At 69.6% G+C, this 19,520-nt stretch carries 34 protein-coding genes and 1 pseudogene; 15 read left to right on the top strand and 20 right to left on the bottom strand.

What is annotated here, in order from left to right:
* Positions 1 to 103: 103 nt before the first annotated feature.
* From MKK70_RS21345 to MKK70_RS21420, 16 genes and pseudogenes are all read right to left on the bottom strand, one after another.
* Positions 104 to 343 carry a hypothetical protein gene (locus MKK70_RS21345; RefSeq protein WP_243949752.1) on the bottom strand — a complete coding sequence of 80 codons (240 nt, stop codon included), beginning with the start codon at positions 341 to 343 and terminating at the stop codon, positions 104 to 106.
* Positions 343 to 576 (bottom strand): hypothetical protein, encoded by a 234-nt coding sequence (locus tag MKK70_RS21350; RefSeq protein WP_243949754.1) that lies wholly within the window; start codon positions 574 to 576, stop codon positions 343 to 345. Before MKK70_RS21350 ends, MKK70_RS21345 begins: the two co-directional genes overlap by 1 nt.
* Positions 573 to 1,142 carry an MT-A70 family methyltransferase gene (locus MKK70_RS21355; RefSeq protein ID WP_243949755.1) on the bottom strand — a complete coding sequence of 190 codons (570 nt, stop codon included), beginning with the start codon at positions 1,140 to 1,142 and terminating at the stop codon, positions 573 to 575. The genes MKK70_RS21350 and MKK70_RS21355 overlap by 4 nt, the downstream gene beginning before the upstream one ends.
* 308 nt (positions 1,143 to 1,450) lie before the next feature.
* Positions 1,451 to 1,726, bottom strand: a pseudogene (locus MKK70_RS21360) (DUF2312 domain-containing protein); the annotation flags it as partial.
* Between the two features lie 195 nt (positions 1,727 to 1,921).
* Positions 1,922 to 2,128, bottom strand: a complete 207-nt coding sequence (locus MKK70_RS21365; protein ID WP_243949757.1) for a hypothetical protein — start codon at positions 2,126 to 2,128, stop codon at positions 1,922 to 1,924.
* A gap of 30 nt (positions 2,129 to 2,158) precedes the next feature.
* Positions 2,159 to 2,509: a hypothetical protein gene (locus tag MKK70_RS21370; RefSeq protein WP_243949758.1), complete on the bottom strand. Its 351-nt coding sequence runs from the start codon at positions 2,507 to 2,509 to the stop codon at positions 2,159 to 2,161.
* Between the two features lie 29 nt (positions 2,510 to 2,538).
* Positions 2,539 to 2,886, bottom strand: a complete 348-nt coding sequence (locus tag MKK70_RS21375) for a hypothetical protein (protein WP_243949759.1) — start codon at positions 2,884 to 2,886, stop codon at positions 2,539 to 2,541.
* 3 nt (positions 2,887 to 2,889) lie between these two features.
* On the bottom strand, positions 2,890 to 3,483 hold the full coding sequence (locus MKK70_RS21380; RefSeq protein WP_243949760.1) for a Gp49 family protein: 594 nt from the start codon (positions 3,481 to 3,483) through the stop codon (positions 2,890 to 2,892).
* A gap of 58 nt (positions 3,484 to 3,541) precedes the next feature.
* A complete protein-coding gene (locus MKK70_RS21385; protein WP_243949761.1) occupies positions 3,542 to 3,850 on the bottom strand; it encodes a DUF2829 domain-containing protein in 309 nt (102 codons plus the stop codon).
* A gap of 2 nt (positions 3,851 to 3,852) precedes the next feature.
* Positions 3,853 to 4,305 carry a hypothetical protein gene (locus MKK70_RS21390; protein WP_243949762.1) on the bottom strand — a complete coding sequence of 151 codons (453 nt, stop codon included), beginning with the start codon at positions 4,303 to 4,305 and terminating at the stop codon, positions 3,853 to 3,855.
* Positions 4,298 to 4,621: a hypothetical protein gene (locus MKK70_RS21395; protein ID WP_243949763.1), complete on the bottom strand. Its 324-nt coding sequence runs from the start codon at positions 4,619 to 4,621 to the stop codon at positions 4,298 to 4,300. The genes MKK70_RS21390 and MKK70_RS21395 overlap by 8 nt, the downstream gene beginning before the upstream one ends.
* A complete protein-coding gene (locus tag MKK70_RS21400) occupies positions 4,615 to 4,767 on the bottom strand; it encodes a hypothetical protein (RefSeq protein ID WP_243949765.1) in 153 nt (50 codons plus the stop codon). Before MKK70_RS21400 ends, MKK70_RS21395 begins: the two co-directional genes overlap by 7 nt.
* Before the next feature lies 1 nt (position 4,768).
* The gene (locus tag MKK70_RS21405) at positions 4,769 to 5,335 is read right to left on the bottom strand and encodes a hypothetical protein (protein WP_243949766.1); all 567 of its coding nucleotides are present in this window, start codon (positions 5,333 to 5,335) and stop codon (positions 4,769 to 4,771) included.
* A complete protein-coding gene (locus MKK70_RS21410) occupies positions 5,335 to 5,589 on the bottom strand; it encodes a hypothetical protein (protein ID WP_243949767.1) in 255 nt (84 codons plus the stop codon). Before MKK70_RS21410 ends, MKK70_RS21405 begins: the two co-directional genes overlap by 1 nt.
* Positions 5,586 to 5,927 carry a hypothetical protein gene (locus MKK70_RS21415; protein ID WP_243949768.1) on the bottom strand — a complete coding sequence of 114 codons (342 nt, stop codon included), beginning with the start codon at positions 5,925 to 5,927 and terminating at the stop codon, positions 5,586 to 5,588. Before MKK70_RS21415 ends, MKK70_RS21410 begins: the two co-directional genes overlap by 4 nt.
* Positions 5,924 to 6,217, bottom strand: a complete 294-nt coding sequence (locus MKK70_RS21420) for a hypothetical protein (RefSeq protein WP_243949769.1) — start codon at positions 6,215 to 6,217, stop codon at positions 5,924 to 5,926. The genes MKK70_RS21415 and MKK70_RS21420 overlap by 4 nt, the downstream gene beginning before the upstream one ends.
* An 86-nt stretch (positions 6,218 to 6,303) precedes the next feature.
* On the opposite strand from MKK70_RS21420, the gene MKK70_RS21425 reads away from it, so the two are divergent.
* From MKK70_RS21425 to MKK70_RS21470, 10 genes are all read left to right on the top strand, one after another.
* The gene (locus MKK70_RS21425) at positions 6,304 to 7,077 is read left to right on the top strand and encodes a helix-turn-helix transcriptional regulator (RefSeq protein ID WP_243949770.1); all 774 of its coding nucleotides are present in this window, start codon (positions 6,304 to 6,306) and stop codon (positions 7,075 to 7,077) included.
* A 389-nt stretch (positions 7,078 to 7,466) separates the two neighbouring features.
* Positions 7,467 to 7,808, top strand: coding sequence for a hypothetical protein (locus MKK70_RS21430; protein ID WP_243949771.1), 342 nt, complete (start codon positions 7,467 to 7,469; stop codon positions 7,806 to 7,808).
* Between the two features lie 112 nt (positions 7,809 to 7,920).
* The gene (locus MKK70_RS21435) at positions 7,921 to 8,268 is read left to right on the top strand and encodes a hypothetical protein (protein WP_243949773.1); all 348 of its coding nucleotides are present in this window, start codon (positions 7,921 to 7,923) and stop codon (positions 8,266 to 8,268) included.
* A 1-nt stretch (position 8,269) separates the two neighbouring features.
* On the top strand, positions 8,270 to 8,581 hold the full coding sequence (locus tag MKK70_RS21440; protein ID WP_243949775.1) for a hypothetical protein: 312 nt from the start codon (positions 8,270 to 8,272) through the stop codon (positions 8,579 to 8,581).
* A complete protein-coding gene (locus tag MKK70_RS21445) occupies positions 8,578 to 8,871 on the top strand; it encodes a hypothetical protein (RefSeq protein ID WP_243949777.1) in 294 nt (97 codons plus the stop codon). Before MKK70_RS21440 ends, MKK70_RS21445 begins: the two co-directional genes overlap by 4 nt.
* Entirely contained in the window at positions 8,868 to 9,308 is a 441-nt protein-coding gene (locus tag MKK70_RS21450; RefSeq protein WP_243949779.1) for a helix-turn-helix domain-containing protein, read from the top strand. Before MKK70_RS21445 ends, MKK70_RS21450 begins: the two co-directional genes overlap by 4 nt.
* Complete coding sequence (locus tag MKK70_RS21455; protein WP_243949781.1) at positions 9,305 to 9,598, top strand: hypothetical protein; 294 nt, start codon at positions 9,305 to 9,307, stop codon at positions 9,596 to 9,598. Before MKK70_RS21450 ends, MKK70_RS21455 begins: the two co-directional genes overlap by 4 nt.
* A complete protein-coding gene (locus MKK70_RS21460; RefSeq protein WP_243949783.1) occupies positions 9,595 to 9,933 on the top strand; it encodes a hypothetical protein in 339 nt (112 codons plus the stop codon). Before MKK70_RS21455 ends, MKK70_RS21460 begins: the two co-directional genes overlap by 4 nt.
* 5 nt (positions 9,934 to 9,938) lie before the next feature.
* Positions 9,939 to 10,913, top strand: coding sequence for a PD-(D/E)XK nuclease family protein (locus MKK70_RS21465; protein ID WP_243949784.1), 975 nt, complete (start codon positions 9,939 to 9,941; stop codon positions 10,911 to 10,913).
* Complete coding sequence (locus MKK70_RS21470) at positions 10,910 to 11,908, top strand: ATP-binding protein (protein ID WP_243949786.1); 999 nt, start codon at positions 10,910 to 10,912, stop codon at positions 11,906 to 11,908. The genes MKK70_RS21465 and MKK70_RS21470 overlap by 4 nt, the downstream gene beginning before the upstream one ends.
* 73 nt (positions 11,909 to 11,981) lie before the next feature.
* Here MKK70_RS21470 and MKK70_RS21475 read toward each other — a convergent pair whose 3' ends face one another.
* A complete protein-coding gene (locus MKK70_RS21475) occupies positions 11,982 to 12,248 on the bottom strand; it encodes a hypothetical protein (RefSeq protein ID WP_243949787.1) in 267 nt (88 codons plus the stop codon).
* A 196-nt stretch (positions 12,249 to 12,444) separates the two neighbouring features.
* On the opposite strand from MKK70_RS21475, the gene MKK70_RS21480 reads away from it, so the two are divergent.
* Together MKK70_RS21480 and MKK70_RS21485 are read left to right on the top strand one after the other, a co-directional pair.
* Positions 12,445 to 12,876: a hypothetical protein gene (locus MKK70_RS21480; RefSeq protein ID WP_243949789.1), complete on the top strand. Its 432-nt coding sequence runs from the start codon at positions 12,445 to 12,447 to the stop codon at positions 12,874 to 12,876.
* Positions 12,873 to 13,244: a DUF4031 domain-containing protein gene (locus MKK70_RS21485; RefSeq protein ID WP_243949790.1), complete on the top strand. Its 372-nt coding sequence runs from the start codon at positions 12,873 to 12,875 to the stop codon at positions 13,242 to 13,244. The genes MKK70_RS21480 and MKK70_RS21485 overlap by 4 nt, the downstream gene beginning before the upstream one ends.
* A gap of 114 nt (positions 13,245 to 13,358) precedes the next feature.
* Here MKK70_RS21485 and MKK70_RS21490 read toward each other — a convergent pair whose 3' ends face one another.
* Positions 13,359 to 14,618: a tyrosine-type recombinase/integrase gene (locus MKK70_RS21490; RefSeq protein ID WP_243949791.1), complete on the bottom strand. Its 1,260-nt coding sequence runs from the start codon at positions 14,616 to 14,618 to the stop codon at positions 13,359 to 13,361.
* A gap of 583 nt (positions 14,619 to 15,201) precedes the next feature.
* Between MKK70_RS21490 and MKK70_RS21495 the strand changes: the two genes are divergently transcribed.
* The 3 genes from MKK70_RS21495 (at position 15,202) to MKK70_RS21505 (ending at position 18,591) form a co-directional block, all read left to right on the top strand.
* Positions 15,202 to 15,468, top strand: a complete 267-nt coding sequence (locus MKK70_RS21495) for a hypothetical protein (RefSeq protein WP_147725674.1) — start codon at positions 15,202 to 15,204, stop codon at positions 15,466 to 15,468.
* A 267-nt stretch (positions 15,469 to 15,735) separates the two neighbouring features.
* Positions 15,736 to 17,154, top strand: coding sequence for an FAD-binding oxidoreductase (locus MKK70_RS21500; RefSeq protein ID WP_243949792.1), 1,419 nt, complete (start codon positions 15,736 to 15,738; stop codon positions 17,152 to 17,154).
* A gap of 147 nt (positions 17,155 to 17,301) precedes the next feature.
* Entirely contained in the window at positions 17,302 to 18,591 is a 1,290-nt protein-coding gene (locus MKK70_RS21505; RefSeq protein ID WP_243949875.1) for an MFS transporter, read from the top strand.
* An 84-nt stretch (positions 18,592 to 18,675) separates the two neighbouring features.
* Here the strand turns inward: MKK70_RS21505 and MKK70_RS21510 are convergent, their stop codons facing one another.
* A complete protein-coding gene (locus MKK70_RS21510) occupies positions 18,676 to 18,864 on the bottom strand; it encodes a hypothetical protein (protein WP_243949793.1) in 189 nt (62 codons plus the stop codon).
* A gap of 189 nt (positions 18,865 to 19,053) precedes the next feature.
* A complete protein-coding gene (locus MKK70_RS21515; protein WP_243949794.1) occupies positions 19,054 to 19,446 on the bottom strand; it encodes a nuclear transport factor 2 family protein in 393 nt (130 codons plus the stop codon).
* Positions 19,447 to 19,520: the final 74 nt, after the last annotated feature.

A 19,520-nucleotide genomic window follows, 5' to 3' on the forward strand; every position in this document is an offset into this window, starting at 1 on the left:
GCGTTCGCCTCGGCAGCCAGCTGCGCCTTCAGGAGCGTGGCCATCTGCTCGGCGGTGAGGCCGGCCGAGACCATGGCGTCTATCATCGCGGGGGACATCGCCATCAGAGCATCCCCCGCAGGTCCGCCAGCATCCCCGCCTGCGCCCAAGTCTCACGGACCACGCCGACGGCAGCCCGCTCGCAAAGGACGCGCGCCATCGGGGCATCGCCGGCGGTGCGGTAGGCGATGAGCAGGCCGGCCGATGCCACCAGCTTCGCCAGCAGGTCGTCGGCAGCGACAGGATCGTGGCCGCACGCCGCGATGGCACCGGACAGCGAGCGGTCGAGGGTCTGGAGATCCATCACGTCCGCGCCTCCATGGTTGCGATCTTGGCCTGGAGCTTCGGGGGCAGGGCGTTGAGCACCGCCAGCGCGCGGGCGCGGCGGGCCGGATCGTGAGGGTCGCCGAGCGCAAGGAAGGCGTCGCGTGCCTCGGGCGTCTTGGCGATGGAGGCCGAGAGGCTGGCGCACGCCTCGCCGCGCGTGAACACGCCGGGCGTTCCGACGGCAAAGCAGGGGTGATCGGCGAAGGTCATGCGGCCACCTCGTCGAACCGGCCGACCTCGTTGCCCCAGGCCTTCCAGCCGGGTCGCGTCTCGCGCGAGAACAGGTCGGCGCGGCGGAGCGCGTCCGGCGCCAGGGCCTCGGCCGCGGCGTAGGCCTCATCGGGCTTCCGGCTATGCTCGCGGACCGGCGCCATGATCACGCTGCGGACCGAGCGCCCGGCGCGCGGCCGGCCGAACTTGCCGATCAGGAAGGGCTCGGACGCGGAGCGCAGGACGTAGCCGGTGCCGAAGGCGAGCTTCCCGCCGGTGGTCGTCTTCACCCACGTGCCTGAGGTCGAGAACGTGAAGCCCCAGGCGGCCATCACCTCGAGCGCCTGCGGCAACATCGGGTTGGTGGCCCAGAGCCAGAGGAAGGCATCGCCGCGGGCGAGCTGCGCGACCGGTAGGGCCTTGATCGCGTCGAGGGGCATGCAGGCGTATTGCGCCTGAGCGCTTTTGCCCTCGCCCTTCTCCGAGCGGAGCGCGAAGGCCCATGGTGGATCGACCATGAGCAGGTCGAAGCCGAAGGGCTGGAGGTCGCCGAAGGGCCAGGTCATGCCGCTCACCGGCTCGCCGCGATGGCGTCTTCGATATCGGTCTGTTGAGCACGGAGGTTCTCCTCGACGCGCCTCGCGATGCCTGAAGCGCCACGCCCGACCTGGATGGAGCAGCGCGTCCCGTCCTTCATCTCGAAGGCAGCGACGTCGCCTCTCGCCTTCTCCTCGTCGGTGCGAGGCATCGGCTTCCCGAACCCCTTGATCGCGGCTTGAACCTTGGGATCACGGGCGATCCGCCCAACGGCGCGCTGCCCTCCGAACTCACGCTCGACGGCGCTTGCACCGAGCGGGGTGTCGGCCAGTGAGCCGAGCATCCCCAGCGCCTGCATGTACAGTTCGAGGATCGCTTCCTCTTCCTGCCGCTCGCTATGGTCCTTCTTGCGCATGCGCAGGATGGTGCGGACCGCCTTCACGTCGAAGCCGCGGCCCTTCAACTCGGCGAACACCTCTTTTATGTCGCCCGCGATACCAGCTTTTTCTTCTTCGAGCCGCTCGATGCGCTCGATGAAGGCGCGCAACTCATCGGCGGCCACGCCCTCTGCGGCATCCTGAACTTGATCGACTGCTGATCTTGTGTTTTTCATCGGTTCGACCCGTCGCAGGGACTTCATCGACCGCTCGGCCTGTTAGCGCAGGCCGGGCGGTTTTCATTCTGGGGAAGGTCAGGCCGCGATCGCAGCCGGATCGGCGGCCGCAGCGGCAGGCGCGGCCTCTGCTGGCGCCGGCAGAGCCGACGTCAGTTGCTCGTGGAGCGCCGGCACTGCCGACAGGTCGCCGAGCTACGTCGTCAGGCCGGCATCGCCTGTGACGGCGGTGGCGTGGGCTTCGAGGTCCGCGATGCGCGCGGTGAGCGCGTCGTTCTCCTTGAGCAGCGTCGCGCGGTCGGCCTGCAGCTCGGCGATCTGGGCCTGCTGCATGACGACGCCGCCGACGATGTCCTTCAGCAGCGAGACGACGGAGGTCGGAACGGTCTGGGAATCGGCCATGGTGGGCTCCTGGTGCGGGACGGTGAAGGGTTAGGCAGCCGGCCGCGCGGCGGGCGCAGCGGCACGGGGCGGCGTGGTGCCGGTCGTCGCAGCGGGCGCCTTCGCAGCCTGCTCGACAGCCTCGAGGCGGCGGTGCAGCGCGTCGAGCGTGTCGGTGAGGTCGGTGGAGGCAGGCGCGACGGCGGCGACGGCGCCGCTCTTCAGCGCCTCGAACTCGGCGCGCATCGTTGCGACGTCGTCGCGGATCGGCTTCAGCGCGGCCTCGATCTCAGCCGCGACGTGCTCCTCGATGGACGAGACAGCGTTCTCGAGGTGCTCGACGGGCGCGCCGCTCATCTGGATGCGGAAGAAGGCGACGAGCTTGGACAGGGGATTCGACACGGGGCTCTCCTCAGGGTGACGGGGGAAGGTCAGGGGTGCGGGCGGCCGTGCGGCAGGCCGACGTCGCGCCGGGGCACCAGCGGTTCCTCGACGACGGGCGTTCGGGCCGGCGCGCGGGCGGGCTCGACGAGGTTCGCGTCGAGCGGCATCGCGTCCCGGAAGAAGACGTCGGCCGGGCAGTGCGAGAGGTAGCCGTCGACGTACCGGACGAGCATGTCGCCGACCGCGGGCGGGCGCGCCGAGAAGGCCTCCGTCACCGGCACCGAGCGTTGGCCGCCGTTCGGCAGATCGACCGTGACCCACGTCGGGCCGACAGCGGCGATCGGGTACGCCTCGACGCGCTTCACGGTCTCGTAGTTCGGGGCGAAGGGGGCCATCGGTCAGGCGACCCGATCGGTGGCCGCCGACAGCTGCTCGCGCAGCAGGTAGGCCTCGAAGGCCCAGATCTGCCGGAATGCGTCGTCGTAGGAGTAGCGCTCGCCGGCGGCCTGGTCGTAGTTCTCCACCGAGACGCAGGCCGACTTGCCGACGAAGGTGAAGCCGCTCACCATCTCGATGATGCAGATCGTCAGCACGCCAGAGCGGAAGAAGTCGGCGCTGGCGATCTTGGCCTTGATCGCGTCCGCGGTGACGCGCGGAGCGGTGGAGGCCTCGACGATGGCGTCCGCCTCACCGCGGGTGATGGCCGGCGTGCCACTACCGTCGGGAGCAGCAGAGGCGACGGCATAGGTCGCCTGGAACACCGAGTCCCGGCACGGGTAGATCTCGCCCTCGACGCCGCGGATCACCCAATCGCCCGGCGAGGCGTTCACCAGGCCTTCCGTCGTCTGGATGGCCATGAAGCCAGCCTCGACGAACTGGATCACGCCATCGCGGACCGCGTCGCTGGCCCAGACCGGATCCTCGCCCTGCTCCGGACCGCCGGTCCAGCGGAAGGCTTCGATCGTGACCGGCTTCTTCGTGTAGTGGCCCATGCTCGTGCTCCTGGAGGGTGAGCCGAGCGACGCCGCGCGCCGCCCGGTGGTGGCGGGATCAGGCGGCGGGGACGACCATCCAGTCGTCGGCGAGCATGTCCGTCTGCGAGGCGAGCCAGGGGACGAAGTCAGCCTGGACGGTGCGCATGCAGATGAAGGGCAGCAGGGCATACTGGTCGGGAGCCGGGCCGACGTTTCCGCTCCAGGTCGTGACCAGCGAGAGCCACATGCCCTTGCCGTTCCAACCGGAGCGGGCAACGCGAAGGCCGGCCTTCAGGGCCTGGATCGCGTCGCCGAACGGCGCCACGCCTTGCTTCAGCGCTTCGTTCGCTGCGAACCCGCGCAGCTGCTCGCCACCATCAACCACGGTCACTCTCCCTCGTTCAGCGCCCGCCACAGCGGCAGGTCGTTCAGTCCCGGGTCTCGTTTGCGGTCCGGCCGCCGGTTCGAGCCCAGATCCGCGTCCGCCACGCCCGCACCCGCGCCTTCAGGGCCGCCGTCTGCCGCGCGAAGAAGAGCCTCACCCGCGCGAACAGCACGGTGCGCAGGGCCGGCAACGGCGGCGGTGACCTGGACGTCATGGGCGAGCTTCCTCAGTTGCCGCTGCAGCTCGGCAGCGTGGGCGGCTTCGATGCGGGCGAGGACGTGGGAGGCGATCTCCTTCGGCGGCCGGTACCGGAGCGCCCAGAGCTTCGCGAAGGGGAGGGCGGAGCGCGTCGCGATGCGCCGCATGGCGTTCGCGGTGTCCCCGGGGCCGCGGATCTCCCACCGAAGAAGCTCGTCGGTGAAGGACTGCGCGCGCGAGATGTCCGCGTTAGACATTTGCGATTTCCGCAAAGACCTTTTGCACATGAGCAAACCCATCCGTGTTTTCTTGCGAATACGGACAGGAGAGGCAGACATGCAGCGGGAGGTTGACGGGGAACACGGTACGCACATGGGCGGGTTCGACGGCCGGGAAGCACAGACGATCACGCCGAGAGAGAAGGCTGCCCGCATGGGTCGACAGGCGTTGGCGCGCCTGATCGCCCATCACGGCAACCTCGTTCAGAGAGGGGGACGCGCGCCCGACGACAGGTCGGAACGAACGGGCGCGCGATCGGCCGGTGAGCCCGGCGCGATGGGAAAGGGTCACCATGGCAGCACCCCGCCGGCGAAGAAGCCGAGGGCGAGCAGGGCGTCGGCAAGGCCGAAGACGAGCGCGCGCAGCGAACCGGACAGGCCGGCAAAGGCAAGGCCCAGCGCCGAGAGCGCGGCGAAGAGGACAGCGAGCCAGGGCGCCATCTCAGGCCACCCGCTCGACGGGAGCGAAGGCAACGACGTCGCCCCCGCCCACGAATTCAGTAACGGTGCCGCACGAATTCGCGGTGACCGCGATGCGAACCGAGTCGCCACGCTCCAAATGTTGGAGCACGGTCAGCAGATCAGGGTAGAGCGCCAGACGTTCGGCAAGCTCGCCCACCGCCGCGAGATTGGAAACAGCGACATGGAAGGCTTTCGCCCGTTGGAGCGCATGGACGGCGCGCGGCCCCATCTCCAGGCAACGAGCCTGATGGGCGGCATCGCGCTCGCGCAGCACCGGCATGACCGTCTCGACGGCATAGGCGCATTGGGTGAGGTGAGCGCTCTGCGCCCCATCGGCCGACTGCATCGTGGTGAGCCCCAGGTCGGAGGGGGCCGCCACCGGATGGGCCGGCTGACCCTCCTGACGCTGGTCGGAGGCCGGGATACGCGGTGAAAGGGTTGGGACGCCTGCTGTGACGATGGGTTCGGCAGCGCAGGCGTCCCGCCGCACCCGGCCGGCCAGGCCATTGGTGGTGCGGATCTCGGAATGGGGGAGGGGCGCGCGCATCAGTGGCACCGCGCACCGGTAGTGGGGCCGCACGAGTCCACGACCGCGTGCATGTGCACGTTCGCATCGTGCAGCAGCGCGGTGCGGTGGATGTCCGGCGCCTTGGTGATCGCCTCGCCGAGGGCGACCGCCAAGCCCTCGACCACGGCGCAGAGGTCGACGGCGTCTTTCCCGTCCACCTTTTGGGTCATGTGCCGGCGGACGAACTTCGCCACCGTGTCGCGGATCGCGCAGTGGAGGCACGGCTTGCTCATCGCACCGCGCTCCCCGGCATCAGCGGGAGCCCGGTCGCGCGAGCAGGACGGTTCACCCGCGTGATGCGGATCGTGGCGCCCTTCCCGTAGCGGCCCTGCGAGCAGACGACGCCCTCAACCGGGATGCCTGTCGGGCCCTCGGCGGTGAACGGCGTCGCGTAGGTGTCGCGCTCGCCGCAATTCGAGGTCCACCAATGCGGGCGCTCGACGATGCGGACTTCGGAGTAGCCGGCGGCCTCGAGAACATCGCGCGACCCGTCGGGATCGGTGCAGCTGGCGAGGACGAGCAGGATGCTGAGCGCCACGCCGCGCGCGGTGAGCGCGCGGGGGCGGGTCACGCGGCGACCTCGGGTTGAGCAGCGGCATCGACATTGGCGGCGATGGGTGTTTTCGGTGGCCGCGGCACACCCGTTGGCCACGTGTCGTCCGCCTCGGACGGCCAGTTGTCGGAGAGGTACTGAACCAGCCGGTCGAAGGTCCGGACAGTGAAGCCTTCACCTCCGATCACGCGCTCCAGGTAGCGGCTGTCCTGAAGGGCGCGCCTGCTGACAACGCTCGGCTTTGTGCCGGTCGCGGCCTCGAAGGCGGCGGCGCATTCGCTGAGGTGCTGACGCAGGGTCTCTTCCATGACCCGCATAATGGGGAGATTTCCACATGACGCAAGTGTAAATTTACACGTCGCAATCCCCACGCACTGCGAGGATTATTCCCCGCATGACTCCCCATGAGCCCCAGACCGTGCGAGCTTTGCTTTCCAAGCTGATTGAGGCCGACCCGCAGTACGATGCGACGAGCCTTGCAAAAAAGATCGGCCGGGGCGGCGGGTACATTCGCGACTTCCTCAACGGCAGGAAGGACACGCTTGGCGCTGCCGAGACGCTGAAGATCGAACGGCACTATCAGCTCGAGCCAGGCGGCTTGATGAAGGGGCTAACGATGGATGAGCTGCGGCGCGTGCCAATTGGCGAGGAGTTCGAACCAGACCCCGAGTTTACGGACGATCGTGAGGGCTTGGAGATCGCCTCCCGCATCCAGGGCGGAAAGCTCGCGCCGGGCGAAGTGCCGGAGCGCAACGTGATCGCAGGCCTCGGCCAAGGCGGCCAAGCGAACGAGATCCGGGTGAACGGCGACGTGCTCGATGGCGTCCGCGACGTGTGGCGCGTCCCAGTCCCGTATCTCCACACCGAGCTTCGCGCCCGCGAAGGTGAGGTCGACTTCATCGCAGTGGACGGCGATTCAATGGTGCCAACGCTCCTGCCCGGCGACCGGGTGATGATCAACCGCTCGCAGACCGCGCCGTCTCCAGACGGCCTCTACGCGATCTTCGACGGCATCGGCATTTCGGTGAAGCGCTTGGAGATCATCAAGGGCAGCTCTCCGCTGCGACTGCGCATCATCTCGGATAACGCGCACCACAAGACGGACGAGATCATGGTGGGCGACCTTCATGTTGTCGGTCGGGTGATCTGTCGCGTGACCCGCTGTTAATATGAAAGGGATAATATGTTCACGAAGATAATGCTGGCCGCTATTGCTTCCGGCCTATGGGCTAATGCCGCCGTTCAATGGGTCAGGCCAGCCTACGCGCAATCGCAAGCTGAAAACTTCTTGTCGGAAATCGCATCTGCGACACGATCGCTCGCCAGGGACGATGGCGGATGCAGAAACACTAAGCTCTGCAACTAAGGCTTCGATCAGCCCCACAGTGAGCCCCGCCCAGCGCGGGGCTTTTCTGTTTCCGGGCCAGGCTGTGGACAGCGGGGACAAGACGAGAACGTTTTCCACGCTGCTGCATGAGGAAATTTCCACTTAACGCTTGACGCGGGGATATTTCCACACAATGATCCCTCCATCGCCTCTCGCGGTGGAGCCCTCCGGTGCCCAACCTTCCGACCCCTTCCGAGATCATCGCCGACAACCACGCGGCCGCCGAACGCCACGCCAGCGAACACGGCACCGTCACCCCCGACGCCGCCATCGCCACGCTCGAGGCCGCGTTCACCCCGACCCGCCAGGCGCTCCTCCGCGTCCTAACGATGGTCCAGAACTGCTCGCGCTACGCCGAGCAGGACATCATGACCATCTGCGGCCTGTGCTCCACGGCCGAGATCAGCGACCATCTCTGGACGAACTTCCGGTACCTGCCCAAGGCCGACAAGGTCCGCGTCTTGGCCGCGCTCCGCGCCGAGGCCGACGCCGCGCTCGCCGAGGCCGCCTGATCATGGCCGCCCTCTCCGACATGCAGGTGGCCGCGCTCGTCGCCACCGTTGCCTTCACCGTCCTCGGCCTCGGCTACGAGGGCGTCCGGTTCTTCATTGGGTGGGACCGCTGATGGCCCGGCCCCGCACCTTCAAGACCAGCATCGACCTGTCGCTGGCACACGGCGGTGAGTGCGAGCTGTCGCTGCTCATCACCTACGAGTTCACCCCCGGCTTCAGCGGCTCGCGGGACGAGCCTCCCTATGGCGCCAGCGCCGAGATCACCGACGTTCGCGTCACGGACGCCGGGGCCGACGTCGCCTCGATCGCTCCGTGGGTGACGGCTCTCTGCCAAGCCGACGAGGGCCTGTTGGAGTGCCTCGTCGAGGACGCTCACGAGCAGGACGCGAGCGACCGTGACCACGCCGCGGAGCGCCGTGCGGAGGCCGACCGCGATGACCGCATGATGGAGGGCCGCTGACATGGCCGTCCCCAAGCTCCGCACCCCGTCCGACGCCACGATCAGCGCGCCGGCGCTGCCCGACGACCTCCGCCTCTCGACCGAGCGCTTCCGCGCCGGCTGCCGCGCCCGGGAGGCCGCCTACCGCCTCGCCGAGGCCGACCGCGCCGTCGCGATGGCCGAGCACGGGCCGAGCCCGGCGTTCGCCGCCGCGGCCGCGGCGATGTCCGAGCACGCCGGCCGCTGGGCCGGGGCCCGCCGCGACGCGCTCGCCGGCTCCGACCTCACCCCCGCCCGTGACCGCAGCCCCAACCTGAAGGGCTTCCTCGCATGAACCAGCACACGCCCATCCCGCCTCTGCCGAGCATCGCCGAGACCACCGGACTCGCGTGCCGCCTCGTGCCAGCGACCGAGCGTGACAGGGACATCGCGACGATCGGCGAGCACCACGGTGCGAACCGGACGCTCGACCTCGACCTGATGAGCGACCTCTTCCGCGACTTCGGCTGGGCCATGCTCACCGACGAGGCGGCCTACTACCTGGCCAACGCCTACGAGCGGTACGCCGAGCTGGCCGAGCGGATCAGCGCCGAGAACCGCGCCATCCGGGAGCGCCGGTCGTGAGGCCCTTCCGCAACCTCGACCCCCGCGGCCCGTCCGAGGCCGCTTGCCTGCGCGATCCGCACGCGGCTCGCCTCCTCAGCCGCTACGGCGCCCGCAACCGCCCGGCCGCCCGTACCGCCGAGAGCGAGCAGCCGTATCGGCAGGCGATCGGCGAGTTCTTCGCCGGCGTCCGCCAGCGCAAGGGCATCCCGCAGAACGATGCGGCCGCCTCGCTGAAGGTGCAGCCGCGCGTCCTGTCCGCGTGGGAGCACGGCCGCCAGCCGATCCCCGATGCCGTGGTGGCGCAACTCGTCGCCCTCTACGGGCTCGACCCGGCCGACTTCGATGTGTCGGCGCCGGTCATCGCCGACACCGCCGACGAGCGCGACCTGCTGCTCGCCTTCCGCCACCTGCCTGAGGGCGAGCGCACCGCGCTGCTCGCGATGGTGCGGCCGTGAACCTGTCCCCCTTCGATCCCGCCGCCTTCGCCACGGTCCGCGCGGTCATGCGCGCCGGCCTCACCGACCTGCAAGTCCACCTGCTCGGCGCTCTCCGCGCCAATGCCCGGGGCGAGCCCGAGCACCGCGCCGACGGTTCGCTCTGGCGCGGCGTCACCCTCGCCGACGCCGACCTCGATGGCGCCTCTCCCCGCCACTTCGCCGCCCTTCGCGCCGCCGGCCTGCTCGAGCCGGCCGGGATCGCGGGCGGCAACGTCCTGATCTCTCACGCCGCCGAGGTGCGCCCATGAGCCCCTACACCCGCGCCAATCTCACCGCGGCCCACGGCCGGAAGGATCTGACCCTCCATTTCCGGCCGCCCTTCTCGGTCCGATCGGCCATCGAGCCGACGGTCGTTGACGCGGACAATCAGCTGGCCGGGCAGGCGCTGCCGGGACCGCCGCTGAAGGTTCGCATGCTCCTCGCCGAGGAGATGGCAGCCGGTCTCAACGCACGCTGCGGCGTCCCCGAGCCCGCCCTCGCAGACCGCTTCGACCCGCACCACGGGGCCGCCGTCGAAGCCGAGAGCCGCCAGCAGGCCGAGCGGATGAACCGCGGCGGTCGCCTTCCCGACGCAGCGGAGTAGCCACCATGAAGATCATCGACCACCGCGAGGGCCGCGTGACGCGCCCAGGCCTCTACCGAATGCCGGCCGCCGTCTACCACGCCGACCCGGCCCCGAAGCCGTCGCTGTCTTCGTCGATCGCCAAGTTGATCGTCTCGAACAGCCCGCACCACGCATTCGCCGAGCATCCCCGCCTCGGGAAGATTGCCGGCGACGAGCCCGACGCGACGCGCCCGAAGGAAATCGGGACGGCCGCTCACAAGCTGATCCTCGGCCAGGGCGTCGACCTCGTCGTCATCGACGCCGACGACTATCGCACCGCCTACGCGAAGACGGAGCGCGCCGCGGCCTACGCCGACGAGCTCGCGCCGATCCTGCGGCCCGATTTGGAGAAGGCCGAGCTGCTCGCCGAGAAAGTGCGGGGGGGCGTCGCCAGGATCGACGGTTGCGATGGCTTCGCGGGCGCCCCCGCCGAGGTCGTAGCGATCGCCCAGGACCGGTCCGGCGCGTGGCTGCGGATCATGATGGACCGCATCGAGATCCACGACACGCACGCCATCATCTGGGACGTGAAGACCGGCGAGCAGTCGGCCGCGCCGCAGGGCCTCGGGCGCCGCATCGAGGGCATGGGCATGGAGGTCCAGGCCGCGCTCTACGTCCGCGTCCTCGAAGCGCTACTGCCGCATCTCGCCGGCCGCATCCGCTTCCGCTGGATCTTCGTCGAGAACGAGTTCCCGCACGGCCTGACCGTCGCCGAGGCGGACAACGTCGGCATGACGGTCGGTGCCCGGAAGGTCGATGCCGCGATCCACCTGTGGAACCGCTGCACCGTATCCGGCGAGTGGCCCGGCTACCCCGCCCAGATCGTCCGCGTCGACTTCCCCGAATGGGCGGCAAACCGCTGGTCCGCGCGCGAGGAGATCGACCCGCAGCTCGCCGGCGTCGCCTACGACATCGCGACGAGCCCGCACCGTCCCCTCGATTGGGAGAGTGCAGCGTGAGCTTCACCTTCGCCGATTCCGACACCGCCCGCGAGCGCGTGGGCCTGTTCGTCTCCCTCACCGGGGGCACGAACTCCGGCAAGACCTGGTCCGCCTGCCGCCTCGCGCGCGGCATCGCGGGGCCGAGTGGCCGGGTCGCGGTCCTCGACACCGAGGGCGGCCGCACCAAGCGCGTCGCCGAGGATCATTTCGGCTTCAAGGCGAAGGTGATGGACCCGCCGTTCCGGCCCGAGCGCTTCGCCGACGTCGCGCTCGCCGCCGAGACCGAGGGGTTCGACGCCCTTCTGATCGACAGCTTCTCGATGGAGTGGGTTGGCCTCGGCGGCGTCCTCGACTGGCAGGCCGAGGAGCTTCAGCGGATGGCCGGCAGCGACTTCCGCAAGCAGGAGCGCATGAAGATGGCGTCCTGGATCAAGCCGAAGTCGGCGCACAAGAAGATGGTCTACGCGCTGCTCCAGCGCCGCATCCCGATCATCTTCTCGATCCGCGGCGAGGAGACCGTAAAGCCGGGCGAGAACCCCGGCGAGAAGCCGACACGCATCCTGAAGTCGGTCTGCAACTCGCAGTTCCCCTACGAGGTCACCGTCTCGTTCCGCCTCGAGGCCGAGCGCAAGGGCTACATCGATTTGTCCGACCCGAAGTCGTGGAAGATGGAGGGCGCGCACCAGGAGATCTTCAAGCACGGCGACCAGCTGAGCGAGGCGCACGGCGCCGCGCTGGCGGCGTGGGCGCGCGGCGAGCGGGTCGGCGTGCCGGCGCAGCAGCAGCCCGAACAGTCCCGCCAGCCTACCGGCCGTGACCGCCTCTACGCCGCCGCACGCACCGCGGCCACGGAAGGCACCGTCGCCCTCTCGCGGTTCCGAGAAGGCCTGACGGAGCAGCAGGACGGCGCGCTCGCGCCGATCCTTCCCGAGCTCGATGCAGCCGCGGCCGACGCCGACGCGCGCGACGAGGACACGTTCCCCGGCGACATCCCGAACAGCGAGGCGGCGTGATGCGTGGCGCTTCTCCTACAATGTGCCGCGCGACAGTAGCTGGTCGCCGCGCGATATCGCGAGCCGACCTAGGTCACGCCGCGATGGCGTCCCGCGCCGCGTGAAGATCGAGCCACAGGTCCAGGCCGAGCGGCCCTTGCTTACGGAGCGCCACCTGCGCGCGCTGATCCGCGCCGTCTTGAACGAAGGCGATCTCATCGGGAACGCGGCCGGTGGTGAACACGCGCACGTGGGCGGCGGATCCTGCGAGCGAAAGCACCGCACACGGGACGACCTCACCGTCGAAGCGGATCGATGCCGTCGTGTGCGTGGGAGCCTGGTTGAAGTGCTTGTTGGCCATGCTGAGCGTGTCCTCCATGCGGAAGCTGCCAGCGTAGAGCCCCCGTCCTCAATCGTCCGTTGCAGCGCAGCAACGCGCGTCGTGGCTGTGGTGGCCAGATCATGGCCGCGACCACCCCCACGCTCGGGAAGGACAGGTCCCCCTTGGCTGAGATCACATGGACGGTCCGCCCCGAGCAGATGGAGCTCGTCGCCTGATGGTTGCCTACAGCTTCAAGAAGCGGTTCGGTCCGCCGATCCTCGCCGGCACGAAGGCGCAGACGATCCGCGCCGACCGCAAGCGCCACGCCCGCCCGGGCGAGCAGCTGCAGCTCTTCACCGGCATGCGGACGAAGCACTGCCGGCGGTTGGGCGAGCCGGTGTGTCTCGCGGTGCAGCCGGTGCGCCTCGTGTTCGCCGAGCGCGGGATCCCGGAGGCCTTCCAGGTTGACCACGCGCCGATCGGGCCACGCGCGATGGTAGCGTTCGCGCAGGCTGACGGCTTCGTCGACCTAGACGACATGCGCCGCTTCTGGTGGTCGGAGCACCCGCCGGAGGAAGGCGACACCCTCGTCTTCGAGGGCTTCCTGATCCGCTGGCAGCCGCTCGTGCCGGCCGACGCGCTCGACATCGCAGCGAGGGCAGCATGAGCGTCTACGTCGATCAGCCCATCTTCCCGTTCGGACGGATGATGATGTGCCACCTCTGGGCCGACAGCCTCGATGAACTGCTGGCGATGGTCGACCGCATCGGCGTGCATCGGAAGTGGATCCAGGGCCACCCGACGCTGTCGTTCGGTAAGCACCGTAACGCTTCGTGGGTCCATTTCGACATCGCGAAGGGCAAGCGCATTCGCGCGATCGAGGCCGGCGCCATCGAGACCGACACCTACGGCGCTGTCTACTGGCAGGCCCAACGCGACGGGAACGCGGCGAAGGTGGCGATGATCGATGGCGTTCGGGCGAAGCGGCGCGAGACTGAGATCGCTGCAGCAGAGGAGGCGCGGCTGCATGGATAAGCCGCAGGCGGTCAAACCGTCGCCGAACACCCATCAGAACAGGGAGGGGAGGGCGTCATGACTGATGCAGCGCGCCACGTCGTGCCGTTTCAGGCGGCCGCCCGCGAGGTCGGGTTAAGTACGGCGACCCTTCGCCGGATCTGCAAGGACGGGCGCGGCCCGACGCTTCTTCGGCTTAGCGAGCGGCGCCTGGGCGTCCGCCGGGGCGACCTGGATGCGTGGCTCAAGACCCGCGAGATAGGCGCCGAGAAGGTCTAGGGCTTCGCGCTTCTCCGATGCGTAGACCGCCCGGTTGTAGATGCCGGCCACGCCGGCCTTGTGACCCGAGATGTGGTTCAGGACGGCCTCGACCACGTGCGGCAGCACCTTGAGCCGATCGGCCATCAGTGTCGCCGCGGTTCGCCGCAAGTCGTGCAGCCTCCAACCCGTCACGCCCGCGCGCGCGTCGAGCGCCGCCTTCGCCCGCGAGAACCCTTGGAATCCGCCATCGCCTTGACCGAAGACGAGAGTCCGCCCCTCGATGTGCTCGGTGGCGGTGAGGATCTGCAGGGCAGGGGCCGACAGCGGGACGTCGTGATCCTGCCCGTTCTTCACCCGGTGCGCCGGCAGCGACCAGAGCGCGCCGGCAAGGTCGACCTCGAGCCACGCCATGCCGGCGACCTCGTCGCGGCGCTGGCCGGTCAGCAGCAGCAGCCGCACGATCCGACCGAAGTCGTCGTTCCGGCACGCACCGAGCACCTTGGCAACCTCGTCCTCGGTGAGGATGCGGGCGCGCCGGACCTCGGGCGCCGGCTTCGGCACGCCGATCACCGGGTTGAGCTCGGCCGCCCCGGTCCCGACCAGCCACGCGAAGTGCGCCGAGAGGGCCGAGCGGGCGCGGTTCGCCGCGTGCGGGCCGGTCTCCCGCCGGATCTCAGCCAAGCGATCGGCGATCTGCTGCCGGCCGACCGAATGGAGTGGCAATCGGTGCAGGGGCCGCCATACCGTCCGCAGGTAGCGGGACGCCTCGCTGAGATAGGCCGGCCGTAGTTTCGGCGCGACCGCCTCCAGATAGGGCTCGACACCGGCGCCGAAGGTGATCGCCGCGCGCGCCTTGGCTTTCACCTTCTCGGCGTGCGGATCCTCGCCGAGCTTCGCCCGCGCCAGGCGTTCGCCGGCGGCGCGGCGCGCATCGCTCGCGGTGAGCACGCCGACCTTGCCCAGCGTCTCACGCTTCGATTGCCCCAGCGCGTTCCGGTACTGCACGACCCAGGTCCGCGAGCCGCCCTTGCTGAGGCTCAAACCGAAGCCGGGCAGGTCGTCGTCGAACACTACGAGCTTGTCGCGCCCGGCGGGGAGCACAACGGCAGCTGCGGTCTGGTTCGTAAGCCGCATCGCGCCCCGGTAAGCACATGGTAAGCAGCGCGGCGGATGCCTGCGCTCGCTCCCGCGCGCATGATGAGGTGTTACCCGTAGGCAAGCCCTCTCGCGGTCAGTACTTTTGGCGGCCGGTAAGCAGTCCTGTCAACTGTTGCGAGCTATAACCCGTGTTTCGTAATGAGGGGGTCGGGGGTTCGAATCCCTCAAGCGGCACCATTTTGGTTGCGCTCTCCGCAACGGTCCTGAACACTTCAGCTCGAATCGATGTCTGCCGCTCGCGCAGCAGTGACCCTGTGCGCCCGATCGGCTCGACGTCTTTGGAGCGATCGCCAGGACCATGCGATCCCGCAGGGTGACGTCACGCCGTCGCCTGGAGCCGATGCGGCGCTCGCGGCCGGCCCCCAAGCGCAAGCTTGCAATCTTGCCGAACGAGGACGGGGACGCTGGCAATCTGCTGTAGTTGCGGCAAGCTTTTTAATCCCGGCCGGTGCGTGCGCGGCGGCACGTCGAAAATGTAAGTGCCTCACCATCTCAGTCTCAAGCAGAGAGAAACGGACCCGGATCGGGGTTTGTCCTGCAGAGGAGCCGAGACGCCACCATGAAGACCCGTATCGCCGCCATCGCCGCCGCTACTATTCTTGGCGTCGCCACGATCTCGTCGGCAATGGCCTACGACCGTCCGGCGCGTTACACCGGTTTTGCGCCCTACGACGTCGAGACGACGGGTTCGTTCGACGGCTTCGATCAGCGGTTCGACCGCAATCCGGCTACCTGCCGGATGAGTTCCGCCGCCGAGGGCAATGCCAACCAGCAGAACTTCCCGGTGAAGCAGTACGGCCAGACCGCCGGCGGCAATCGCTGCTGATCGGCTGGCGGGCTTGGAGGTCGTCGCCGACGTCGTCCGTTGGGTCATTCCCCGCGGCGTGATCGCGACGGTCGTAACGCGCGGGCCGTCGTTGGTGAAAGGCGGCGCGCCCGAGCAGAGGGCCGAGATCCAGCGGCGGGGTGCGAGCCCTGCCGCTTTCTCATGCGTCCGAGGCGGATCGACCGGCTGAGGCTTGATCGCGGCTTTTCAACCGGGCGTTGGGGCGACATGGTCCGCGCCCGAGGTCCGAAACCCGCGCGAGCTGTCATGACCCTCTCCGATGCCGTCGCTCCGTTCCGCAGCCTCCTCGGCGAGGGTGGGGTGCTGACGGGCTCCGACACCGGGCGCTACACCCGGGACCAGCGCGACCTGATGCAGGGCGAGACGGCGGCCGTGCTGCGGCCGCGGTCGGTCGCCGAGGTGCAGGCGCTCGTGCGCCTCGCGAAGGCCGAGGGCTTCGGGCTCGTGCCGCAGGGCGGCAACACCGGCTACGTCGGCGGGGCGACGCCGCAAACCGGACGACGGCAGCTGGTCGTCAGCCTGGAGCGGATGACGCGGATCCGATCGGTCGATCCCCTCGATTTCTCGCTCGCCTGCGATGCCGGGACGATCCTCGCCGACGCTCAGGCGGCCGCGGCCGCGCACGACCTCCTCCTGCCGCTGAGCCTCGGCGCGGAGGGAAGCTGCCGCCTCGGCGGCAACCTCGGAACCAATGCCGGCGGCCTGCAGGTGCTGCGCTACGGCATGACCCGCGACCTGGTCCTCGGGCTGGAGGCGGTCCTGCCGGACGGGTCGCTGCTCTCCGACATGAAGCGGCTGCGCAAGAATAACATCGGCTACGACCTGAAGCAGCTCTTCGTCGGCGCCGAGGGCACGCTCGGCATCGTCACCGGGGTGGTACTGAAGCTGTGGCCGGCGCAGAGCTTCCGCGCCACCGCGTGGCTGCAGCTCGCCGCCGGCGCGCCGATTTCGGAGATCGCCGCGTTCCTGCGCCGCGAGACCTCGGACCTGGTCTCGACCTTCGAGCTGATCTCGGCCTCGTCGCTCGCTCTGGTCGCCGAGATGCGCGGCGCCGCGACCGGCTTCGCCACAGGAGGCGGCGGGGCGGTGCTGCTCGAGCTCTCGTCCTCGTCGCGTCACATCCCGCTCGACGACGTGTTGATGGCGGCCCTCGAAGCCCTGATGGAACGGGCATGGATCACCGATGCGGTGCTGGCGAGCTCCGAGGCGCAGCGCCGGGCGATGTGGACCGTGCGCGAGACCATCCCCGAGGGCGAGAAGCAGGCCGGCGGCTCGGTCAAGCTCGACATCGCGGTGCCGGTCTCGCAGCTCGGCGCGTTCCTGGCCCGCGGCGATGCGCTGGTGGCGGAGCGGATGCCGGGCGTGCGCCTGTCCTTCTATGGCCATGTCGGAGACGGCAACGTCCACTACAACCTGATGGTGCCGGCGGGCGAGGACCGCCTCGCCTTCACCCGCCGGGTCGAGGCGGGCATCGCGCACGACCTCTACGCGGTGGCGATCGATCTCGGCGGCAGCTTCAGCGCCGAGTACGGCATCGGCCGGTTCAAGCGCGACCTGCTCCGCCGCTACGCCGACCCGACCCGGCTCGCCCTGATCGAGACCGTCAAGGCCGCCATCGACCCGGACGGGCTGATGAACGCCGGCGCCATGGCCGGACGCGACTAGCGACGCACGCGCGCCGGCTCCATTCGGTCCGCCGCTTCGCCGGAAATCCGAGCTTGGCGTCCCGCCAAAATACATGCATATGCCTGTTTCGGGCGTGGGCGCCCCGAATCGTTCGAAGGTGTGATGATGGTCGCCAGTCCGTCCCCTGTGCTGTCCGGCGCGCTCGCCCGGGCGCTGACGCGCCGCGGCGTGCATTATGGCTGGGTCTCGGCCGCGGTCACCTTCCTCACCATGCTGGTCACGGCCGGCGCGGTCGGGGCGCCCGGCGTGCTGATCCTGCCGCTGCAGATGGAATTCGGCTGGGACACCGCCTCGATCTCCTCGGCGCTGGCGATCCGCCTCGTGCTGTTCGGGTTGATGGGCCCCTTCGCCGCCGCCCTGATGAACCGCTACGGCCCGCGTCGGATCGTGCTGGCGGCATTGGCGCTGATCGCCTCGGGGTTGCTGGCCTCGCTCGCGATGACGCAGCTCTGGCAGCTGATCCTGCTCTGGGGCATCGTGGTCGGCGTGGGCACCGGGCTGACCGCGCTGGTGCTCGGAGCGACGGTGGCGACGCGCTGGTTCTCGCATCGGCGCGGCCTCGTCGTCGGGCTGCTCACCGCGAGCTCGGCCACCGGCCAGCTGATCGTGCTGCCGATCCTCGCCGCGCTGACCGAGGCGCTCGGCTGGCGCGCCGCCCTGCTCACGGTCTGCAGCCTGCTCGGGCTGGCGGCCCTCTTCGTGTTCCTGTTGCTGCGCGACCGGCCGGAGGATGTCGGCCTGCTGCCCTACGGCGAGACGGCGGCGAATGCCGCCCCGCCGCGCGGGCCCGCCGTCGGCGCCATCGCGGCGCTTCGCGAGGCCGCGCGGACGCGGGTGTTCTGGGTGCTGTTCCTCACTTTCTTCATCTGCGGCGCGAGCGCCAACGGGCTGATCCAGACCCACTTCATCCCGCTCTGCGCCGATTACGGCCTGCGCCCGGTCCAGGCGGCGAGCGTGCTCGCCGGCATGGGCGTGTTCGACTTCGTCGGCACGGTCGCCTCGGGCTGGCTGTCGGACCGCTACGACAACCGCTGGCTCCTGTTCTGGTACTACGGCCTGCGCGGGCTCTCGCTCCTGTGCCTGCCGTTCTCCGATTTCTCCTTCGCCGGGCTGTCGCTGTTCGCGGTGTTCTACGGCCTCGACTGGATCGCCACCGTGCCGCCGACGGTGAAGCTGGCGGCGCAGCGCTTCGGGCGCGAGCGCGCCAACGTGGTCTTCGGCTGGGTCTTCGCCGGGCATCAGCTCGGCGCGGCGACGGCGGCCTTCGGCGCCGGCCTCTCGCGGACCGAGCTGCAGAGCTACCTGCCGGCCTTCTTCGCCGCAGGCGCGCTGTGCCTCGTCGCCTCGGCGCTGATTCTCACGCTGAGCCCGCCGCGGCGGGAGGCGGTACCGGGTGCGGTGCCGGCCGCCGGCTGAAACCGCGTGCCGGCGTCCGACACATCGCGATCAAGCATCGAGCCCGATCGCTGGCGCCGCTTACGACCATGGCGCAGGTGACGGCTACACCGTCCGGTCGACGACCCGTCCCTGACCGGCCGGCGCCGGGGGCGAAACGGCAACCGCCGTCTCCGCGACCAGCGCGGCGACCGCCTTCTGCGCGTCGATCTGCTGACGCGCGACGGCGGTGCCGATCGACTGAGACAGGGCACCGGCCTGGATCTGGACGGCTCGGGCGACGGGGCTGGTCATGGCGCATCATGACCCGGCGTCGGTGAAGGGCTGGTTATGCCGACGCTTCAAGAGTCTGTCCCGGCCGGAAAGAGATCGGTTCGGTCGACGGTCCGCCTGCGGTCCGAAGTCGACCGCCCGTCGCCGATGGCTCCCCGCACGCCGGCGAAGCCCCGTGCCTTGGCGGGCGCGTTGGTGCTCGACGCGCCCCTAGGTTTTCGGCGGGTCCAGCATGACCCAGAGGCGGGTGATCCGCCCATCGACGACGTTCGCGACGTCCGCGCCGGTGACGACGACCGGCCCGTTCCGGGGGCCGCCTTTCCAGCGCAGGACGCCGAGCCCGTGATGCCCGACCGCGGCGCCATCGGGCGCGAAGCGGAAGTCCGGCCCGAACCGCTCGAGAAGCTTGCCGGCGATCTCGGAGATCGCCGCACGGCCCACGACGACGGTCGTCGGCTCGTACATGACCGGGTCGGCGACGAAGAGCTCATCGAGGGCGCGCTCGCGCTTCGCGCCGTCGCGTTCGTTGAAGATGCGTTCGAGATTCGCGCGCAGCAGGCGGTCGTAGTCCGGCTCGTCCGGCGTCTTGGTCTCGTCCGGCACGGCTCATCCTCCGGCGGTGGCGATCTGCGCTAGGAGGGTATCGGCCCAGACGCCAGGTGAGAAGCCATGGATAG

Origin of the sequence: Methylobacterium sp. E-041, assembly GCF_022829665.1 — a bacterium.
GTDB lineage: Bacteria > Pseudomonadota > Alphaproteobacteria > Rhizobiales > Beijerinckiaceae > Methylobacterium.

What these genes read in the sequence shown, in the direction of transcription:
- MKK70_RS21440 (WP_243949775.1), top strand. Translation starts at nt 8,270, where the DNA reads ATGGCCGTCCCCAAGCTCCGCACCCCGTCCGACGCCACGATCAGCGCG.
- MKK70_RS21375 (WP_243949759.1), bottom strand. Translation starts at nt 2,886, where the DNA reads ATGGCCCCCTTCGCCCCGAACTACGAGACCGTGAAGCGCGTCGAGGCG.
- MKK70_RS21345 (WP_243949752.1), bottom strand. Translation starts at nt 343, where the DNA reads ATGGATCTCCAGACCCTCGACCGCTCGCTGTCCGGTGCCATCGCGGCG.
- MKK70_RS21355 (WP_243949755.1), bottom strand. Translation starts at nt 1,142, where the DNA reads ATGACCTGGCCCTTCGGCGACCTCCAGCCCTTCGGCTTCGACCTGCTC.
- MKK70_RS21380 (WP_243949760.1), bottom strand. Translation starts at nt 3,483, where the DNA reads ATGGGCCACTACACGAAGAAGCCGGTCACGATCGAAGCCTTCCGCTGG.
- MKK70_RS21350 (WP_243949754.1), bottom strand. Translation starts at nt 576, where the DNA reads ATGACCTTCGCCGATCACCCCTGCTTTGCCGTCGGAACGCCCGGCGTG.
- MKK70_RS21420 (WP_243949769.1), bottom strand. Translation starts at nt 6,217, where the DNA reads ATGGAAGAGACCCTGCGTCAGCACCTCAGCGAATGCGCCGCCGCCTTC.
- MKK70_RS21485 (WP_243949790.1), top strand. Translation starts at nt 12,873, where the DNA reads ATGAGCGTCTACGTCGATCAGCCCATCTTCCCGTTCGGACGGATGATG.
- MKK70_RS21500 (WP_243949792.1), top strand. Translation starts at nt 15,736, where the DNA reads ATGACCCTCTCCGATGCCGTCGCTCCGTTCCGCAGCCTCCTCGGCGAG.
- MKK70_RS21400 (WP_243949765.1), bottom strand. Translation starts at nt 4,767, where the DNA reads ATGGCGCCCTGGCTCGCTGTCCTCTTCGCCGCGCTCTCGGCGCTGGGC.
- MKK70_RS21495 (WP_147725674.1), top strand. Translation starts at nt 15,202, where the DNA reads ATGAAGACCCGTATCGCCGCCATCGCCGCCGCTACTATTCTTGGCGTC.
- MKK70_RS21405 (WP_243949766.1), bottom strand. Translation starts at nt 5,335, where the DNA reads ATGCGCGCGCCCCTCCCCCATTCCGAGATCCGCACCACCAATGGCCTG.
- MKK70_RS21410 (WP_243949767.1), bottom strand. Translation starts at nt 5,589, where the DNA reads ATGAGCAAGCCGTGCCTCCACTGCGCGATCCGCGACACGGTGGCGAAG.
- MKK70_RS21510 (WP_243949793.1), bottom strand. Translation starts at nt 18,864, where the DNA reads ATGACCAGCCCCGTCGCCCGAGCCGTCCAGATCCAGGCCGGTGCCCTG.
- MKK70_RS21460 (WP_243949783.1), top strand. Translation starts at nt 9,595, where the DNA reads ATGAGCCCCTACACCCGCGCCAATCTCACCGCGGCCCACGGCCGGAAG.
- MKK70_RS21390 (WP_243949762.1), bottom strand. Translation starts at nt 4,305, where the DNA reads ATGTCTAACGCGGACATCTCGCGCGCGCAGTCCTTCACCGACGAGCTT.
- MKK70_RS21490 (WP_243949791.1), bottom strand. Translation starts at nt 14,618, where the DNA reads ATGCGGCTTACGAACCAGACCGCAGCTGCCGTTGTGCTCCCCGCCGGG.
- MKK70_RS21365 (WP_243949757.1), bottom strand. Translation starts at nt 2,128, where the DNA reads ATGGCCGATTCCCAGACCGTTCCGACCTCCGTCGTCTCGCTGCTGAAG.
- MKK70_RS21435 (WP_243949773.1), top strand. Translation starts at nt 7,921, where the DNA reads ATGGCCCGGCCCCGCACCTTCAAGACCAGCATCGACCTGTCGCTGGCA.
- MKK70_RS21480 (WP_243949789.1), top strand. Translation starts at nt 12,445, where the DNA reads ATGGTTGCCTACAGCTTCAAGAAGCGGTTCGGTCCGCCGATCCTCGCC.
- MKK70_RS21445 (WP_243949777.1), top strand. Translation starts at nt 8,578, where the DNA reads ATGAACCAGCACACGCCCATCCCGCCTCTGCCGAGCATCGCCGAGACC.
- MKK70_RS21425 (WP_243949770.1), top strand. Translation starts at nt 6,304, where the DNA reads ATGACTCCCCATGAGCCCCAGACCGTGCGAGCTTTGCTTTCCAAGCTG.
- MKK70_RS21395 (WP_243949763.1), bottom strand. Translation starts at nt 4,621, where the DNA reads ATGGTGACCCTTTCCCATCGCGCCGGGCTCACCGGCCGATCGCGCGCC.
- MKK70_RS21475 (WP_243949787.1), bottom strand. Translation starts at nt 12,248, where the DNA reads ATGGCCAACAAGCACTTCAACCAGGCTCCCACGCACACGACGGCATCG.
- MKK70_RS21465 (WP_243949784.1), top strand. Translation starts at nt 9,939, where the DNA reads ATGAAGATCATCGACCACCGCGAGGGCCGCGTGACGCGCCCAGGCCTC.